The sequence below is a fragment of the Hymenobacter lapidiphilus genome (assembly GCF_013377885.1).
In the GTDB taxonomy this organism is placed as follows: Bacteria; Bacteroidota; Bacteroidia; order Cytophagales; family Hymenobacteraceae; genus Hymenobacter; species Hymenobacter lapidiphilus.
In genome coordinates this window covers 141,567-158,237 of sequence record NZ_JABKAU010000007.1, presented here as the reverse complement: position 1 = coordinate 158,237, position 16,671 = coordinate 141,567, and the positions used below count along the sequence as shown (strand labels likewise).

Annotated in this window: 17 protein-coding genes; 10 read left to right on the top strand and 7 right to left on the bottom strand. The window is 60.9% G+C overall.

What is annotated here, in order from left to right; translation table 11 throughout:
- Positions 1-134 precede the first annotated feature (134 nt).
- Together HW554_RS05710 and HW554_RS05705 are read left to right on the top strand one after the other, a co-directional pair.
- Positions 135-794, top strand: a complete 660-nt coding sequence (locus HW554_RS05710) for a hypothetical protein (protein ID WP_176907615.1) — start codon at positions 135-137, stop codon at positions 792-794.
- Positions 795-834: 40 nt separating this feature from the next.
- On the top strand, positions 835-1,041 hold the full coding sequence (locus HW554_RS05705; protein ID WP_176907614.1) for a hypothetical protein: 207 nt from the start codon (positions 835-837) through the stop codon (positions 1,039-1,041).
- Between the two features lie 57 nt (positions 1,042-1,098).
- Here HW554_RS05705 and HW554_RS05700 read toward each other — a convergent pair whose 3' ends face one another.
- Entirely contained in the window at positions 1,099-2,589 is a 1,491-nt protein-coding gene (locus tag HW554_RS05700) for an amidase (RefSeq protein ID WP_176907613.1), read from the bottom strand.
- 60 nt (positions 2,590-2,649) lie between these two features.
- Here HW554_RS05700 and HW554_RS05695 point away from each other — a divergent pair, with 60 nt between their 5' ends.
- On the top strand, positions 2,650-3,243 hold the full coding sequence (locus HW554_RS05695) for a Fic/DOC family protein (protein WP_176907612.1): 594 nt from the start codon (positions 2,650-2,652) through the stop codon (positions 3,241-3,243).
- Here the strand turns inward: HW554_RS05695 and HW554_RS05690 are convergent.
- Entirely contained in the window at positions 3,218-3,397 is a 180-nt protein-coding gene (locus HW554_RS05690; protein ID WP_176907611.1) for a hypothetical protein, read from the bottom strand. The two genes, HW554_RS05695 and HW554_RS05690, sit on opposite strands and share 26 nt — an antisense overlap.
- Positions 3,398-3,535: 138 nt before the next feature.
- Positions 3,536-5,203, bottom strand: coding sequence for an energy-dependent translational throttle protein EttA (ettA, locus tag HW554_RS05685; RefSeq protein ID WP_176907610.1), 1,668 nt, complete (start codon positions 5,201-5,203; stop codon positions 3,536-3,538).
- Between the two features lie 202 nt (positions 5,204-5,405).
- On the opposite strand from ettA, the gene HW554_RS05680 reads away from it, so the two are divergent.
- The 3 genes from HW554_RS05680 (at position 5,406) to HW554_RS05670 (ending at position 7,992) form a co-directional block, all read left to right on the top strand.
- Entirely contained in the window at positions 5,406-6,755 is a 1,350-nt protein-coding gene (locus HW554_RS05680) for a DUF349 domain-containing protein (protein WP_176907609.1), read from the top strand.
- Positions 6,756-6,948: 193 nt separating this feature from the next.
- Positions 6,949-7,170, top strand: a complete 222-nt coding sequence (locus tag HW554_RS05675) for a DUF2795 domain-containing protein (protein WP_019948259.1) — start codon at positions 6,949-6,951, stop codon at positions 7,168-7,170.
- A gap of 78 nt (positions 7,171-7,248) precedes the next feature.
- Entirely contained in the window at positions 7,249-7,992 is a 744-nt protein-coding gene (locus HW554_RS05670) for an ABC transporter ATP-binding protein (protein WP_246285119.1), read from the top strand.
- Positions 7,993-8,006: 14 nt separating this feature from the next.
- Here HW554_RS05670 and HW554_RS05665 read toward each other — a convergent pair whose 3' ends face one another.
- The 3 genes from HW554_RS05665 to HW554_RS05655 form a co-directional block, all read right to left on the bottom strand.
- Entirely contained in the window at positions 8,007-9,230 is a 1,224-nt protein-coding gene (locus HW554_RS05665) for a lycopene cyclase family protein (RefSeq protein WP_176907608.1), read from the bottom strand.
- Between the two features lie 188 nt (positions 9,231-9,418).
- Complete coding sequence (locus HW554_RS05660; protein WP_176897545.1) at positions 9,419-10,282, bottom strand: LOG family protein; 864 nt, start codon at positions 10,280-10,282, stop codon at positions 9,419-9,421.
- Between the two features lie 333 nt (positions 10,283-10,615).
- The gene (locus HW554_RS05655; protein WP_176907607.1) at positions 10,616-11,875 is read right to left on the bottom strand and encodes an ABC transporter permease; all 1,260 of its coding nucleotides are present in this window, start codon (positions 11,873-11,875) and stop codon (positions 10,616-10,618) included.
- A gap of 232 nt (positions 11,876-12,107) precedes the next feature.
- On the opposite strand from HW554_RS05655, the gene queA reads away from it, so the two are divergent.
- From queA to HW554_RS05640, 3 genes are all read left to right on the top strand, one after another.
- On the top strand, positions 12,108-13,157 hold the full coding sequence (gene queA / locus HW554_RS05650) for a tRNA preQ1(34) S-adenosylmethionine ribosyltransferase-isomerase QueA (RefSeq protein WP_176907606.1): 1,050 nt from the start codon (positions 12,108-12,110) through the stop codon (positions 13,155-13,157).
- A 115-nt stretch (positions 13,158-13,272) separates the two neighbouring features.
- Complete coding sequence (locus HW554_RS05645) at positions 13,273-14,001, top strand: 2-C-methyl-D-erythritol 4-phosphate cytidylyltransferase (RefSeq protein WP_176907605.1); 729 nt, start codon at positions 13,273-13,275, stop codon at positions 13,999-14,001.
- Between the two features lie 151 nt (positions 14,002-14,152).
- Positions 14,153-14,947, top strand: coding sequence for an enoyl-CoA hydratase-related protein (locus HW554_RS05640; RefSeq protein ID WP_176907604.1), 795 nt, complete (start codon positions 14,153-14,155; stop codon positions 14,945-14,947).
- Positions 14,948-15,051: 104 nt separating this feature from the next.
- Here the strand turns inward: HW554_RS05640 and HW554_RS05635 are convergent, their stop codons facing one another.
- Positions 15,052-15,906 (bottom strand): hypothetical protein, encoded by an 855-nt coding sequence (locus HW554_RS05635; protein ID WP_176907603.1) that lies wholly within the window; start codon positions 15,904-15,906, stop codon positions 15,052-15,054.
- A gap of 182 nt (positions 15,907-16,088) precedes the next feature.
- Here HW554_RS05635 and HW554_RS05630 point away from each other — a divergent pair, with 182 nt between their 5' ends.
- The gene (locus HW554_RS05630) at positions 16,089-16,667 is read left to right on the top strand and encodes a DUF4142 domain-containing protein (RefSeq protein WP_176907602.1); all 579 of its coding nucleotides are present in this window, start codon (positions 16,089-16,091) and stop codon (positions 16,665-16,667) included.
- The last annotated feature ends 4 nt before the right edge of the window (positions 16,668-16,671 follow it).

Sequence of the window (16,671 nt, the reverse complement as noted above, 5' to 3'; positions counted from 1 at the left end):
GATGTTCGCACGTCAGGGGTTTATTGCCGATCGGAAGGCTATGTGGTGGATTACGCCGGCCAGCTGCTTGCGCGGCAAGCAGTGCTGGGCTACCTTTCCAGCGTTTCTGCCACATACCTGTTTTGCTGGATTTCATGAAGCTAAAATTACTGACGGCTATTCTGCTACTAGCCGGAGTGGGTACCGCCGCGGAAGCGCAACAAGCCACACGGCCGCCGGGCCGGGTAAGCCTGCAGATTCATTACGGAGCCGTTGCCAACTTTCAGGCAGCTTCTTTCAAAGACTATTCCTATGAATTGCAGCACGTGCGGCTGCTGGGTACGGCTGGCGGGGGCGAAATAGGCTACCAACTAAGCCCAAAGTCGGCGCTGGCGCTGGGCTATACCCGCAGCGTGAACATGGAGCAGAAGCACGTTGCCTACCAGAACTCGCCGGGCACGTTTGCCCAGATTGATTTCCGGCTGCGCTACATCAATAACGCCTTCCAGGCCGTGTATGAGCGGATTATCGTCCGCGACCTGAAGCTGCATGCCGGCCTGTTGTACCTCACCACGGCCTCGCAGTCGGCCGCTATAGCGCCGGTGCTGGTGGGTAATCAGCCGTACATTTCCATCAGCGAAATCAACCGCGGTAACAGTTACGCCGAGGAGGGTGGTGTGGTAGCCGGGCTGGAGTATTCGCGCAATATCGACACCCGGCTGCGGCTGGGCCTGAAAGCGCGCGGTTACTACCTGATATCGGTTTCCACTTTCGAGATGCTGACGCTCACGCCCACGCTCACCTATCAGCTGTAGCTGACAGCGAGTTTTATCGTATTCTAAACTGTTTGCCACTATGGGCTTATTTGATGCACCCGAACCAGTTGGCGTCGAGATAAAGGGCCACGCGCTTCGGTGCGTTATCTGCGGCCACAACCGGTTTCACCGCCATAAAATAAAGCTGGAACGCGCCGGCCTGTTCACCTCCGACTGGTCGGACCCCATGGCCGTGAGCTACGAGTGCGCCAACTGTGCCTATCTGCACTGGTTTATGCCACAGTAAGCCGGGCAACCAACGTATTTCACCACCCAGCAAGCTAACAGCCATCAGCTAAAAGCTTTACAAAGCCGGCCGCCGCCCAAACCACGGCTGGGCCTGCTCCAGCTGACCAGCCACGCGAAACAGCACGTCCTCAGCCCCCATGGGCGCTACGAACTGGACGCCGCAAGGCAGGCCGTTGGTGGTCCAGTGCAGGGGCACCGACATGGCCGGCTGTCCCGTGAGGTTGACGAACTGTGTGTAGGGCGTTTTTTCGAGGCTCTGCTCGGCCAGTTGCTCTACCAGGCCCGAACGGCGCATAAGGCCGCCCAGCCCGAAGGTATTTACCAGCTTCAGCAGCAACTGCTCGGTGGGTTTGGGTTGCAGCTCGCCGATGCGTACCGGCGGCACGGCCAGCGTGGGCGTGAGCAACAAATCGTAGGTCTGGTGGAAGCGGCCGAGGCTGCGGGCACAGTCGTTCCAGGAGTGGCGGGCGGCGGCGAAGTCGGCGGCCGAGTAGGTGCGGCCCAGCAGGCCCAGCAGCCAGGTGGTGGGCTCCACGTCGGCGGGGCGGGCGGGGCGGCCCAGGTGCTGCGCCAGCGCGGCAATGCTGGCTCCGGTTTCGCCGAAGTACAGCATCAGAAACGCCCGCGCCACGGCTGGCCCGTCGAAGGGTAACGGTATTTCCTCCACGTGGTGGCCCAGGCTTTCGAGTAGCGCGGCGGCTTCGCGCACGGCGGTGGCACATTCGGGGTGCAGGGTTTTACCGCTCAGCGGGTGTTGCAGGCTGAAGCCGATGCGCAGGCGGCCCGGCTCGCGGCTCACTTCTTCCAGGTAAAGCCGCGCCGGACCGGGCAGAAAGTAAGGCGCGCCGGCATCAGGGCCGGCAGTAGCGTCGAGCAGGGCCGCGCTGTCGCGCACCGAGCGACTGAGTACGTGTTCCACGGCGGCACCCTGCCACTTCTCGCCCTGCTCGGGGCCGGTGGGGTTGCGGCCCCGGCTGGGCTTGAGGCCAAACAGTCCGCAGCAGGCCGCCGGAATCCGGATGGAGCCGCCCCCGTCGCCGGCCCCGGCTACCGGTACGATGCCGGCAGCTACGGCCGCCGCCGCCCCGCCGCTGGAGCCGCCGGGCGTGTGGTCGAGGTTCCAGGGGTTGCGCGTGGGCCCGAATAGTGCCGGTTCCGTCACGCCCATCAGCGCAAACTCGGGGGTGTTGGTTTTGCCCAGCACATTGAGGCCCGCTGCCTGCCAGCGCCGCACCAGCTCGGCATCCTGCGCGGGCACGAAGCCCCGCAACGCCCGGCTGCCGGAACTATGCGGCACACCCGCGTACTGGGCCCCGAAATCCTTGAGCAGAAACGGTACCCCGCCAAACGGCCCGGTTGGCAGCCCCGCCGCGGCCCGCGCTTCAGCAGCCTCGTACAGCGGCCGTACCACGGCGTTGATGCACGGGTTCACGGCTTCGGCACGGGCCACGGCGGCGGCGCACAGGTCGGCAGCTGTCAGCTGGCCCCGGCGCACGAGGTCGGCCTGGGCGAGGCCGTCGAGCTGGTCGTATTCGGCAAAGGTCATCGGCGGGTGGTTTTGTAGCAGAACGGCTGATTCTAAATAGCGAAATCAGTAGCTTGAGGAATGAAATATGCCTCGACTGGTAGTGAAGGGGAAGTGCTACCCAATCTACTTGGTTTTACGACATTGGCAGCCGTGCAGCAGGCCGAAACCGAAGGATCCTTGCGCGCTGAGCAGGCTCTGCTCGACGAATTGTGCGAGGATCAGCTATTCGATGCGGCGTACATCTGTGAAATCCATCGCCGGGCTTTGGCACAGGTGTACAGCTTTGCCGGGACGTACCGTGCAGTCAACTTGTCTAAAGGTGGCTTCACGTTTCCTGCCGCGCAATATCTCCTTCAAAGCATGGTGCAGCTGGAACGCGAAACGCTTCAAACCCTACCACCCAGCTGGCCCGACGTTGTGGCCCTGGCTGCTGACGTAGCCCGCATCCATGCCGAGTTGCTGTTTATTCATCCATTCCGGGAAGGCAACGGCCGCACGGCCCGGGTGCTGGCGAACCTGATGGCCTACAAAAATGGTTCGGCCAGCTTCCGTTGGGAGAAGCTGGCCGAACCAATTCATTTTGAGCAGTATGTACAGGCTGTGCAAGCAGCCGGCCGACTCGACTATACGCCGATGCAACAACTCTTTACAGTCCTTTTACCTCCGGAGTAACCTGTTGCACTACCACCCGCAGCCGCGCCTCATCGGGCTGTATACCCTCTATTTGCGCGGAGGCTACCGCATTGCGTACCAGCATCTGCCGCCGCTCGGCACCATCACGCAAGTGCGGGTACCGGTCAGTAATTCGTTGGGCTGTCGGTTTCATAGGCAGTCGGTTGAAAGTGGGTAAACCGCAAGTACAGTTATGTGCTCTGTAGCAGGTAAACGACTCCGGCCGGACAAAAGGTCCTTCCGCAGGGAGGGTGTTAGTTGCCTAATATGGTCAGCAACCATTCCCAAACCCTTACCCCAGGCTGCGGTAGCGCACGCGCTTGGGAGCCACGTCGCCGAGGCGCTTCTTCTTGGCTTCCTCGTAGTCGGAGAAGTTACCCTCAAACCACACCACTTCCGAGTCGCCCTCGAAGGCCAGGATGTGGGTGGCCAGCCGGTCGAGGAACCACCGGTCGTGGCTGATGATAACGGCGCAGCCGGCGAAGTTCTCCAGCGCGTCTTCCAGCGCCCGGATGGCGTTTACGTCGAGGTCGTTGGTGGGCTCATCGAGCAGCAGCAGGTTGGCGCCCTGCTTGAGCGTGGTGGCCAGGTGTACCCGGTTCCGCTCGCCGCCCGAGAGGCTGCCGACTTTCTTTTCCTGGTCGCCACCCCGGAAATTGAAGTTGCTCACGAAGGCCCGCGAGTTGACGGGCCGGCCGGCCAGCATCATGGTTTCGGTACCGCCCGAAATGGTTTCGAACACCGATTTGTTGGGCTCCAGCGTGTCGTGCTGCTGGTCGACGTAGGCCGTTTGCACCGTGGGGCCCACCACGAACGTGCCGGCATCGGGCTGCACCTGGTCGGTGATGAGGCGGAACAGGGTGGTTTTGCCGGCGCCGTTCGGCCCGATAACGCCCACAATGCCGCCCTGGGGCAGCGAGAAGCTCAGGTTATCGAACAGCAGCTTGTCGCCGAAGGCCTTGCGTAAGCCCTCTACCTCAATCACCTGAGCACCCAGGCGGGGGCCGTCGGGGATGAAGAGTTCGAGTTTCTGCTCCTTCTCCTTCGAGTCTTCGCTCACCATTTTGTCGTAGCCGGCGAGGCGGGCCTTGCTCTTGGCCTGGCGGGCCTTGGGAGCCATGCGCACCCATTCCAGCTCGCGCTGTAGGGTTTTCTGGCGCTTGCTCTCGGTTTTCTCTTCCTGCGAAAGGCGGTTGGACTTCTGCTCCAGCCACGAGCTGTAGTTGCCTTTCCACGGAATACCCTCACCGCGGTCAAGCTCCAGAATCCAGCCGGCCACGTTGTCGAGGAAGTAGCGGTCGTGGGTTACGGCAATCACGGTGCCTTTGTACTGTTGCAGATGCTGCTCCAGCCACAGCACGCTTTCGGCGTCGAGGTGGTTGGTGGGTTCGTCGAGCAGCAGCACGTCGGGCTCCTGCAGCAACAGGCGGCACAGGGCCACCCGGCGCTTCTCGCCGCCCGAGAGGTTGCCGATGATGGCGTCGGCGTCGGGCGTGCGCAGCGCGTCCATGGCCCGCTCCAGCTTGCTGTCGAGGTTCCAGGCATCGAGCTGGTCGAGGCGCTCCTGCACAGTGCCCTGGCGCTCCAGCAGCTTATCGAAGTCGGGGTCTTCGCCGCCGAAGGCTTCGTTGATTTCCTCGAATTCCTTTAGCAGCGCCACCGTTTCGGCCACGCCTTCCTGCACTACTTCGAGCACCGTTTTGGTGGCGTCGAGGTGGGGTTCCTGTTCGAGGTAGCCCACCGAGTAGCCCGGCGAGAACACCACGTCGCCCTGAATCTGCTTATCGACGCCGGCAATAATCTTGAGCAGGCTCGACTTGCCCGAGCCGTTGAGGCCGAGCACGCCGATTTTGGCGCCGTAGAAAAACGAGAGGTAGATGTTTTTGAGAACCTGTTTCTGGGGCGGGTACACCTTGGTGACCCCGGCCATCGAAAAGATAATGGTGGGCTGGTCGCTCATGACAAGAAAGTAGAAGCTGAAAAAAATGGCCTGGGCGGGCAGAAAGCCGGCCGGCCGGCGTTGTCGGCCTATCAAAGGTAGGCAGCCGGCCCCAACATTCCGCCCTGTGGGGCCGGCAGCTAATCTGGCCAACAAGCCGTAAACTTGTACCTCGTTCTGCCCTCACTTCTCCTCTCCCCACTTAGCTGTTTTCTATCCGATTATGGAATTACCGGCATCCACTCCCGACCAACTGCTGGCCCAGGCCCGGCAGTATGGCTACGCGGAGGGCGACCAGGTCTGGCTGCGTCCTGTGCTCACTTATCCGGCCCGGCCAGTTGGCCAGGTAAAAGATTCGCCCGAAGCGTCGCTGCGCTATTTCGCCGAGCGGTTTTCCCGCTACCAGGCCAAAGTCGAGGAGTTGCTGCGCAGCATCGACGAATCCGACAATAAAGGCTCCTTTCTGATGAAGGCTCTGCACCTGAAGGAGCAGGCCGGCAGCTACGACGCGCTGGGCGACTTTGCCGGGCTGCACGAGCAGCTCAGCGCGGCCGAGGAGGCTATTCTGGCCACTGTACGGCATAACCGGGCCAAAAACCTGGCTACCAAGCACAGCATCATCGAACAGGCCGAAGCCCTGCGCGACACGCTGGACTGGCAGCACGGCAGCGACCAGCTCAAGGAGCTGCGCCAGGCCTGGATTAAAACCGGGCCGGTGGAAAAGGAGCTGACCGACGAGTTGGAGAGGCGTTTCCAGACCGCCGCCGATGCTTTCTACGCCCGCAAAAAGGACTACCTGGCCGTGAAGAAGGCCATGAATAACCGCACGCTCGACCAGTACAAAGACCTGATTCGGCGTTCGGAAGCCCTGCAGAACTCCACTGACTTCGAGGATACCAGCCGCAAGCTGAAAGTACTGCAGCAGGCCTGGAAGGAAATCGACGGCAACCTGCCCCGCAAGCAGGCCACCGACCTGTGGGCGAGCTTCCGGGCGGCCCACAACCACTTTTTCGAGCGCCTCAAAACCCACATCGAAAGCCAGCGCCAGCAACCGGGCAGCAACGGTGCGGCGGGCGGCAACAACGGCAGCGGCGAGGAAAACCTGCGCCGCAAGCGGGCCCTGGTAACCGAGGCGCAGGAGCTGCTGAAGCGGCCCATGCCCGAAGCCGTAACGCGTGCCAAAGAGCTGCAGGCGGCCTGGAAACAAGTAGGCCCGGTGCGCGGCCAGGAGTCGGACCAGGTGTGGGAGCAATTTATTATGGCCTGCGACAAGGTGTTCGAAATGAGCGCCCTCGACTACTACATGCGCAAGCGGCAGGCCGCGGCCGACCCTGCCACGCCCGCACCGGCCCCGGCAGCCGAGGCAGCCCTGCGGGTGCAGGCCCTGCGCGAATTCATGCGCCTCGATGAGCAGGAGCGGCAGGTGCTGGCCGACAACCTCGACAAGCTCAGCCCCAGCTCTGCCAACGACGCCTTCCGGACGCTGCTGCAAAGCAAAATCAGGGCTTTCGACCGCAAAATCAGAACCAAGAACGACCTGATTTCCATGTACCAGGCGGCGGCCGTGCGCTAAGTTCGGTGCGGGTTCGGTTGTTGGGTTAACCTTCCTGGCTGATTTACGTTGTCGTCAGCAACTTTGCCGGTGTACCTTTGGGCTGCGGCCTCTATGCAGTTCTGACAGTCCTTCGGTATCGGCCGGGTTTTTGCGGACGGCGCTTCGCGTTTTTGACCATTTTTTACGTTGCCCTTTAGTAGCACACACGCTTATGTACTGGACCCTCGAACTTGCTTCGTATCTGGAAGATGCCCCCTGGCCCGCCACCAAGGATGAGCTCATTGATTACTCCATTCGCTCGGGTGCCCCGATGGAGGTGGTAGAAAACCTGCAGGCCCTGGAAGATGACGGTCAGCCCTACGAGAATATCGAGGAAGTTTGGCCCGACTACCCGACCAAGGAGGACTTCATGTTCAACGAGGACGAGTACTAGAACAGTAGTGAGTAGTTGGTATTGAGTAGTTAGAACTGTTTAGGATGATGGCTTGCTGCCATCCGCATCTCACTACGCATGTCTCACTACCCAATACTTTTTATAGAAAACCTGATTGCGGGGTACGGACGACGAGTCCTGCTCCGCAATTTGTGTTTTACGGTGCCCCAGCCGGCCTTCGTGGCCGTTATCGGGCACAACGGCTGCGGCAAAACCACCCTGCTGCGGGCCCTCACCGGCCAGCTTCTGTACGAGGGCATCGTAACCGTGAACGGGCAGAACCTGCGCACCGTGCGCCGGCCCGCTGCGGCCGGGCTGCTGGCCCATCTGCCCCAGCGGGCCAGCGTCGAGTTTTCGCTGCCGGTGCGCGAGTTGGTCGTGATGGGCCGCTTCCGCCACCACCGCTTCCTGGGAGCCTACTCGGCCGCCGATTACGCCCTGGCCGATGCGGCCCTGGCCCGCGTAGGAGCCGCTCACCTCGCCGAACGGGATTTTACACTGCTTTCGGGCGGCGAGCAGCAGCTGGTATGGCTGGCCCAGCTCAGCCTGCAGGATGCCGCCCTGTGCCTACTCGACGAGCCTACCCAGCAACTCGATGTATACTACCGCCGCCGCGTGTTCGGGCTGCTGCACGAGTGGGTGGCGCAGGAAGGCAAAACCGTGCTCTGCATCACCCACGACCTCGACAACCTCACGCAGCTGCCCGGCTACCTGCTCAACCTCTCGCGCCCTGTGCCCCAGCTACAGGTCCTGTCGCCGGAGGTGGTGGCTGCGGAGCGCATTTACCTGGAAAGCGAGGAAAGCCTGCCAATACATTCCTGACAGATGGAGGGTGCTTACTTTCGTTGCCCGGGGCGGCGGCGCAACACGTGCCAGATGGAGCGCAGAAAGGGCCAGGGAGTAACCGAGTTCATAATCTGAAAATTCTCCTTCCAGCTGGTGCGCTCGTCCAGAAAATCGAATACCCGGTCGGTGGGGTTACGCTGAAACAGCTGGCTGAAAATGTCGCGTATCTGCTCGCCCCGGCGCTGCATAATGTCGAGCAGCAGCGTATCGAAAAGGCGAAACTGCCACTGGTCGCCGGTACTGTGGCGGGGCGGGTGGCCAGTGGCGGCCAGCGCCTCCGTCAGGCGGGCCGAGTGGTCCAGAATGCGCTTGAAGGCGTAGCCGCTGCTGGGCTTGGCCCGGCCGGCCCGGGTACCCAGGTTGAGCACGTGCGCACCCTGCCGCAGGGGTAGTGGGTGGTCGGTCATCGGAATGGCCCCTACCTCCTCGGCCGTAATGTGGTAGTGGCCGGCCCCGGGCAGCGTGGCCAGGTAGCGGCGCAGCTCCACTTCGTACTCGGCCTTGGCCAGCGGCGTTTCCGAAAACAGCGTGTATTCGACCAGGGCCCGGCGTGGGCCGAAGGGCAGCACGTACATAAAGCGTACTTCCTGCCCCTGCTCGCCCCGGAAATCCATGAGTTCGGCCGTGGCCGGGTCGAAGGCATCCTGCTCCGTTTCTACCTCCCAGCCCACAAAATGCTGCAGCAGATAACGGTGGCGCGGGCGGCGCAGCTCAGCCAGCCGGGGCGGGCGGCTGTCGAAAGCATAACGGGCCGTGAACTCTCCCTCGGGCGTGCCGGCCCGGGCGCCGGTGGGCGTACTGGCCAGCTCCTGCACCGTGGTGCGCAGCCAGGTGAACTGCGGGTTGCCGGTCAGCATCTGCCGCACAAACTGGTAGAAATCCAGCCCCCGAATCATCTTGTAGCGGTAGCGCTCCGGGGCCAGTATCCGCTCGAAGCCGGGGCTGCGAAAAGCCAGCTTTTCCCACTCGTGGGCTATAATGCCGTCGAAAAGCGTGGGCGCATCCGCCCAGAACGACCAGGTGCGGTCGTTGCGGTCCTTGGCGTCGGGCTCCAGAATAAGTACCCGCTTGCCCGCCAGCCGCGGCTCCTGGCTGATGTGATAGGCCAGACTCAGCCCCGCCGCCCCACCACCCACCAGCAGGTAGTCGTAGTCGCGCACCAGCGCGGGCGCTTCGGCAGAGACAGACGACGATGGGGCAACAGAATCGAGCATAGCAACGAGCAAAGGCAACGAAAGAAATCAAACCAAGCTACGCACAAAAAAGCCGCTGCCGAAGCAGCGGCTTAGGAAGCCCCGAAAAACCAGAATGTTTACGCTTTCCATAGTGCGCTTTCAGAGCACGGCACTACCTGGCTCCGAAACCGTTCGTGAAATCCGTTGAAATTCGTGTTACTCCGTGATTAGAAGTTAGGCGACAGCACGTACTTGCTGTAGAAGTCGTCGATGATTTTCACCGCGTCCTCAGCCGTGTCTACCAGCTGCACCAGGTCCATGTCCTCGGGCGAGATGTTGTGCTCGTCTTCCAGCATCACCTGCTGAATCCAGTCGAACATGCCCTGCCAGTACTTGGTGCCCACCAGCACGATGGGGAATCGGCCGATTTTCTTGGTCTGGATGAGCGTAATGGCCTCGAACAGCTCGTCGAGGGTGCCGAAGCCGCCGGGCATGCCGATGAAGCCCTGCGCGTACTTCACGAACATCACCTTCCGAACGAAGAAGTAGTCGAAGTTGATGATTTTGTCGGGGTCGATGTAGATGTTGTTGAACTGCTCGAAGGGCAGCTCAATGTTGAGACCCACCGACTTACCGCCCTCCGAGTGGGCGCCCTTGTTGCCGGCCTCCATGATGCCGGGGCCGCCGCCCGTGATAACGCCGTAGCCGTGGCGCACGAGTTTGGCCGCAATTTCTTCGGCCATTTTGTAGTACGGATTGTCGGCCTTGGTGCGGGCCGAACCGAAAATGGATACGCAGGGGCCGATTTTGGACATCTTCTCGAAGCCCTCCACGAACTCGGCCATCACCTTGAAGATCTGCCAGGAGTCGGCAATCTTAATCTCGTTCCAGTCCTTGTCAACAAACGCCTTGCGGATGCGCTGCTCGTCTTCCACCTGCACCGTCCGCTCGCCGTGGGTTTGCTCGCGGATGTCGCTGATGGTCTTAACCTTGTTGTCGTTGACGTTGGGCTGAACGATGGTCTGGCCGCTGCCGGCGTTCAGGTTCTGGTCGGCCGTTTTGGTGCGGCTTTCTTTTTTGAGTTTCGCCATGGGAATTTTAAAGGAAAAAATGAGGCGCGAGCCCGCCCGATCCGGGCCCGGAAGTATGCCCGGACCGGAGCAGCTAGCGCCGGAAAAAGTAAGCGGTAAATAAGGTAAGCAAAAAGGAAGGCCGCCCTCGAAAAAAGGAGGGCGACCTTACATAGCGGTTCGCAAGATAGTGATTTGTGGATGATGGGGCGATGAAGTGACGGGGCAACAGAACTGTCATTCTGAGCGCAGCGAAGAATCTCGCGTGCCACAGTAACTCCCTGCTAAAGGATTACTTCAGCACGCGGGATTCTTCGCTGCGCTCAGAATGACAGTTCTGTTACCCCATCACTTCTATTTTGCTCGAATGGCAATAACCGGGTCGAGGTTGGCTGCCAGAACGGCCGGCACAATGCCCGCTACCATCCCGATAAGCACCGATACCGTAAGGCCCAGCGCAATGCGCCCACCGCTCATGAACAGCGGCAGCGAATCCTGCGGAATGAGCGTGATGAACCACACCAGCAATAGACCCGCTGCTCCGCCCAACAAGCACAGAAATACGGCCTCGAACAGGAACTGGAAGAGGATAAAGTAGTTTTTGGCTCCCAGCGACTTCTGAATACCGATAATGTTGGTGCGCTCCTTCACCGACACGAACATGATGTTGGCAATGCCGAAGCCGCCCACCAGCATGGCAAACGAGCCGATAACGCCACCGGCCACGCCCAGAATCGAAAACAGGCCCGAAATGGCGCTGGCTAGCATTTCGGGGCGGTTAAGGGCAAAATTGGCCTCTTCGCGGGGCTTAAGGCCGCGGGCGCTGCGCATCAGCCCCGTTACTTCATATTCAAGGTCGAGCAAGCCGGGGTCGGTATCGAGGCCTTTGACGCCGATGGTGGCCGACACGCCGCTGCCGGTACCGGGGTTGATAGCGAATATCTTGGAAAAGGCTCCGAACGGGATAAAGGTGTTGGTGTCGTTGCTCTTGATTTCGAGGAGGCTCTTGCCGGCCTTTTCCATCACCCCAATCACGGTGAAGCGCTGGCCGCGGGTTTTAAACTCCTGGCCCAGCGCCGAGCGGTCCGGAAACAGGTTGGCCGCAATATCGGCCCCGATGATGGCTACGTTACGGGCGCCATCCACTTCCTGGGCCGTAAAGTAGCGGCCCTGGGCCACGGGCACATCCGAAATGATGCGGTAGTCGTAGCTCACGCCCTGCAAAAAGGCATCGTCGACGCTGTTGGAACCCGCCTTGAACGTGTTGCCCGATTTGCTGGCGAAGATGGCAATACCCGCATTGTTGGGCCCGAGCTGCTTCTGCAGCAGCCGATACTCGCGGGTGTTGGGCACCGGCCGGTTGAAGTACTTCCACCAGGCAAAGTCGGGCCCGAACTCCCAGGGCCACTTATCCACGTAGATAACCTTGTCGCCCACGAAGTTCATGCTGCTGCGGATGTTCTTCTCCAGCGAGTCGACCACCGTAAACACGGCAATGATGGCAAAAATGCCCACCGTAACGCCCAGCAACGACAGCACAGTGCGCAGCAGATTGCCCTTCAGGGCCTCCCAGGCAAAGCGAAAACTCTCAAGCGTCAGGCGAATGGCTTTCATAGAATCGGGGAGCAGGGGTGCGGGCTAAATCGGAAAACTGCGAATGGTACGGCAGGCATGGCACGGTTATTTCCCGCGCAGTATTCTCCCGGCGCAGCCATCCGCTCCGGCCCGGGCGCATGGAGGGCAATTAATGTTTCCGGGCGAAAATTACCTATTATTCCGGCAATTATCCGTACTTTTGCGGCTCGATTTTTTTACTAGTTTACCCAACTATTGCCCTGTCTGGCCCATGAAGCTTTCTGAGTTCAAATTCGAATTGCCCGAGAATCTGGTGGCCCAGCACCCGGCCAAAAACCGCGACGAGTCGCGCCTGATGGTACTGCACCGCGACAGTGGCAAAATCGAGCACCGCACTTTCAAAGACATTCTGGAATACTTCGACGAAGGCGACGTATTTGTGGTGAATGATACGAAGGTGTTTCCGGCCCGCATGTTCGGCAACAAGGAAAAAACCGGCGCCCAGATTGAAGTGTTCCTGCTCCGTGAGCTGAACACCGAAATTCACCTCTGGGATGTGCTCGTAGATCCGGCCCGTAAAATCCGGGTGGGCAACAAGCTGTACTTCGGCGAGTCGGACATGGTGGCCGAGGTAATCGACAACACTACGTCGCGCGGCCGCACCATCAAGTTCCTCTACGATGGCCCGCCCGAAGATTTCTACAAAGCGCTGTACAGCCTGGGCGAAACTCCGATTCCGAAGGAGTTTATCACCCGCGACACCGAAGCGGCCGACAAGGAGCGCTACCAGACGATTTACGCCAACAACATCGGGGCAGTGGCCGCGCCTTCGGCCGGCCTGCACTTCACCCGGGAGGTAATGAAGCGCCTGGAAATCAAAGGTGTTGAGGTGGCACCCGTAACGCTGCACATCGGCCTGGGTACTTTCCGCACCGTGGATGTGGAGGACCTGACCAAGCACAAGATGGACTCGGAGAACTTCGTGGTGCCCGGCACTACGGCCGTAGTGGTAAACAAGGCCCTCGACACCAAGAAGCGCGTGTGTGCTATCGGTACCACGGCCATGCGGGCCATGGAGTCGTCGGTTTCGGCCCACACTCGCCTGAAGGCCAATGAAGGCTGGACAGACCGGTTCATCTTCCCGCCCTACGATTTCAAAATTGCCAACGCGCTGCTCACCAACTTCCACACCCCGGAAAGCACGCTGATGATGATGGCCTCGGCCTTCGCCGGCCACGACCTGCTGATTGAGGCCTACAAGCTGGCCATCAAGGAGAAGTACCGCTTCTTCAGCTACGGCGACGCCATGCTGATTATCTAAGTTCTCAGGCTACAGCCCCGCTGGTTGAAACAGGTTGCGCCGGCTGCTACTTTCACGAGTAGCAGCCGGCGTTTTTTTGTTCCGATTGCCGTATTTGCGCTCCTATGCCGTTGCCATGAACCCATCCGCCGCCAGTTCCTCAACCCCTAAAGCCCCTGCCACTCTCCGCTACGCCATTCTGGTGGCGGGTGGTAGTGGGACGCGCATGGGAGCCGACCGGCCCAAGCAGTTTCTGGAGCTGGCTGGCGAGCCGGTGCTGCTGCACACGCTGCGCCGCTTCGCCGACCCGGCCTTGGGGGTGCGCGAGCTGGTGATAGTGCTGCCCGCCGGGCAATTGGAAACTTGGCGGGGCCTGTGCGCGCAGTACAACGTGCAGATTCCGCACGCGCTGGTGGTGGGCGGGGCCACGCGCTGGGCCTCGGTGCGGGCCGGCCTGGCCCACTTAGCCGACCGTGAAAATGGCGTGGTGGCCGTGCACGACGGCGTGCGCCCCCTCACGCCCCGCACCGTGATAGAGGCCACTTACCAAGCCGCCTACAACCACGGCGCGGCCGTGGCCGCCGTGGTGCCCAAAGATTCGGTGCGTAACCTTAGTCAGCAGGGTAGCTACGCGCTCAACCGCGCCCGCCTGCGCCTCGTGCAAACCCCGCAGTGCTTCGATCTGGCCCTGCTGCGCCGCGCCTACCAGTTGCCCGAGCTCACTACCTTCACCGACGATGCCAGTGTGGTGGAAGACCTGCACCCCATTCAACTGGTGGAAGGCGACTACCGCAACCTCAAAATCACGACGGCCGAGGACTTGTACATAGCTGAGGCGTTGCTGCGCATGGGCAGCAAGGGCTGACTTGGCGAAAGGCTGTCATCCTGAGCGAAGCGAAGGACCTGGTAAGAAGCTATTGCTTGGTGTCGGCTTCTTATCAGGTCCTTCGCTCAGGATGACAGTATATTTGTCGAACCCATAAAATCGACCTGACCCACTCTCGTATCCTTCCCCTATGCCGACCCTGCTTTACGACGTGCGCCCTGATGGCGTGGCCACCATTACGCTCAACCGTCCCGACGTTTTCAATGCCTTCGATGATGCCCAGAGCTACGAGCTGCAGGATGCATTGAAGCAGGTGGCGCGCGACGCCAACGTGCGGACCGTGGTGCTCACGGGGGCCGGGCGGGCGTTCTGCTCGGGCCAGGATTTGAAGGCCAGCCGCGAAGCCGAGGCCGCCGAGGGCCAGCCCCGTTCGTTCTACGATTCGCTGCACAAGCGCTACAACCCCATCATCCGGGCTATGCGGGCGCTGCCTAAGCCCATTATATGCCGCCTCAACGGTGTGGCGGCCGGGGCCGGTTGCTCGCTGGCGCTGGCCTGCGACGCCATTGTGGCCTCGTCGGACGCCTCGCTGATTGAGGTATTCATCAACATCGGGCTGGTACCCGATTCGGGCTCGTCGTGGTTTCTGCCCCGGCTGGTGGGCACGCTTAAGGCGTTTGAGTTATGCACGCTGGGCTCGAAGGTAACGGCCGACGAGGCCTTGCGCCTGGGCCTAGTGAACCAGGTGGTAGCGCCCGAGCAGCTCGATGAGGCCGCTTACGCCCTGGCCGCCCGCTATGCCGCGGCGCCCACCAAAAGCATCGGCCTCATCAAGCAGATGCTCAACAAGGCCGCCACCGCCACGCTCGACGAAATGCTCGACTACGAAGCCCATTGCCAGCAGATTGCCGGCGAATCGGGCGACTACCGCGAGGGGGTACAGGCCTTCCTGGAAAAGCGGAAGCCCGAGTTCAAAGGCGAGTAACGTTCAGCAGATTTGGCTTAATTCGCACACTAAAAAAGAGACTGGTTCCCCGTCGTTGTTACCACGAAGGGGAGCCAGTCTCTTTTTTAGTGTGCGAATGAAGCTTACAGGCCGCCGCCGACGCGGATGGTGCGGGTAACGCCGTTGATGGTGATAGAGGCAATGTTGTCGCAGGCCTGGGTGCCGGTGGGGTCGTAGTTAAGCAGCAACTCGCGGGCGCCCTCGGTGGAAATAGCGACCGTGCCGGCCACGAAAGTGCGGGCGCAGCCGGGCTGGAATTTCTTGATGAGTGGTTGCCCGATGACGGCCGAATAGCCATTGCCCTTGCGGTTGGTGCCGGTGGTCTGGCCGGTTACGCTGTATTCGTCATCGGTGAGGGTGCGGGTGTTGTCGCCGGCCGTGCGGGTGTAGGTGCGGCTGGAGGTCCAGGAGTGGGTGCCGGCGGGTGTCGTAATGCTGGCGTTGCGCACCAACAGGCTCCAGGAGCCCCCGCCGAGGCGGGTGATGACGCGGGTGCCGGTGTGCTGGTTGTCGTTGCGGTAGTAATCAACGAGGGTGATGGTTTTGGTGGCACCGGCGTCGCGGGGCTGGCCACCGAATACGGTTACGATTTTGCCGCGCCGGGCCACGCCGTTGGGTCCCACGCAGTTGGTGGTGCCAAAATCGAGGGTGAGCGTGCGGGTGGCGGCGTCGTAGGTGCGCGTGAGGCAGCGGCCGGCCAGGCGGGTGAGGTCATCGGCTTCGGCGGCGGGGCTGTTGGTCGCGGCGGCATCGGCAGGGGCGGCGGCATCCGTCAGGTCGGCCAGGGCGGCCGTCTCATCCTCTGCCAGGCTCTGATCCTGGGCCGACACGGCTACATCGGGGCTCTGCGGGTCGTTGGCCTTGTTGCAGGCGGGCAGCAGGAGCGTGGAGCCAGCCAGGGCGGCCATGCTCAGCAGGTAAGAGGTAGAGCGCTTCATGAGGGGGCAGAAAACAGAAAGTGAGAAATGAGAGGAGAAACTGGTTTTCGGGAGTTAGAGGCGGCGCGCGGACAAAAGTTTAAACCGGTGGGAACTTTTTTTTAAGCCATCGGCTCCCGAACCCGATCAGGCAGGCCGCGTATAGCTGTAAATACATTTTGCTTCCTCAATTCCCTGACCTGATGTTATTTTCTCGTGCTGCCTGCCTCCTGTTGTTGCTGCCCGCATTGGTGGCCTGTTCGGGCTCAGCCAGCAACAACGACCCGGTTTTTGAGGCGAAGCTTCAGAACGAAAAGCGCATAACCGAGCAGAATATTACGAAGCGCCAGATCAAGGACGCGGAGTTGGTAGTGGAAACGGCCAGCAACCAGATGGAGCTGCTCGAAATCAGCCAGATAGCACAGCGCAAGGCGGTTTCGCCCGATGCCAAATATGTGGCTCAGAACGTCATCAATCAAGTAAGCGCCCTGCTCAGTGAGCTGAAGGTGCTGGCCAAACAGAAAAATCTGGTGCTACCCACCGGCCTTAGCGAGAGCCAGGCACAGCAGGTTGGTGAAATGACTGCCCTCAACGGCGCAGCCTTCGACCAGAAGTTTGCAGATGCCCTGACCCGCACAATCGAGCAGGATATGGATATCAACGAAGATCTGCAGACCGAATCGTACGATGCCGACTTGCGCCCGCTGGCTACCCGGCAACTGGCGGTACTACAGGATCTGAAGCGAGCTGCCGACGACCTGAAAGCTAAATTGAAACCCTGATTAC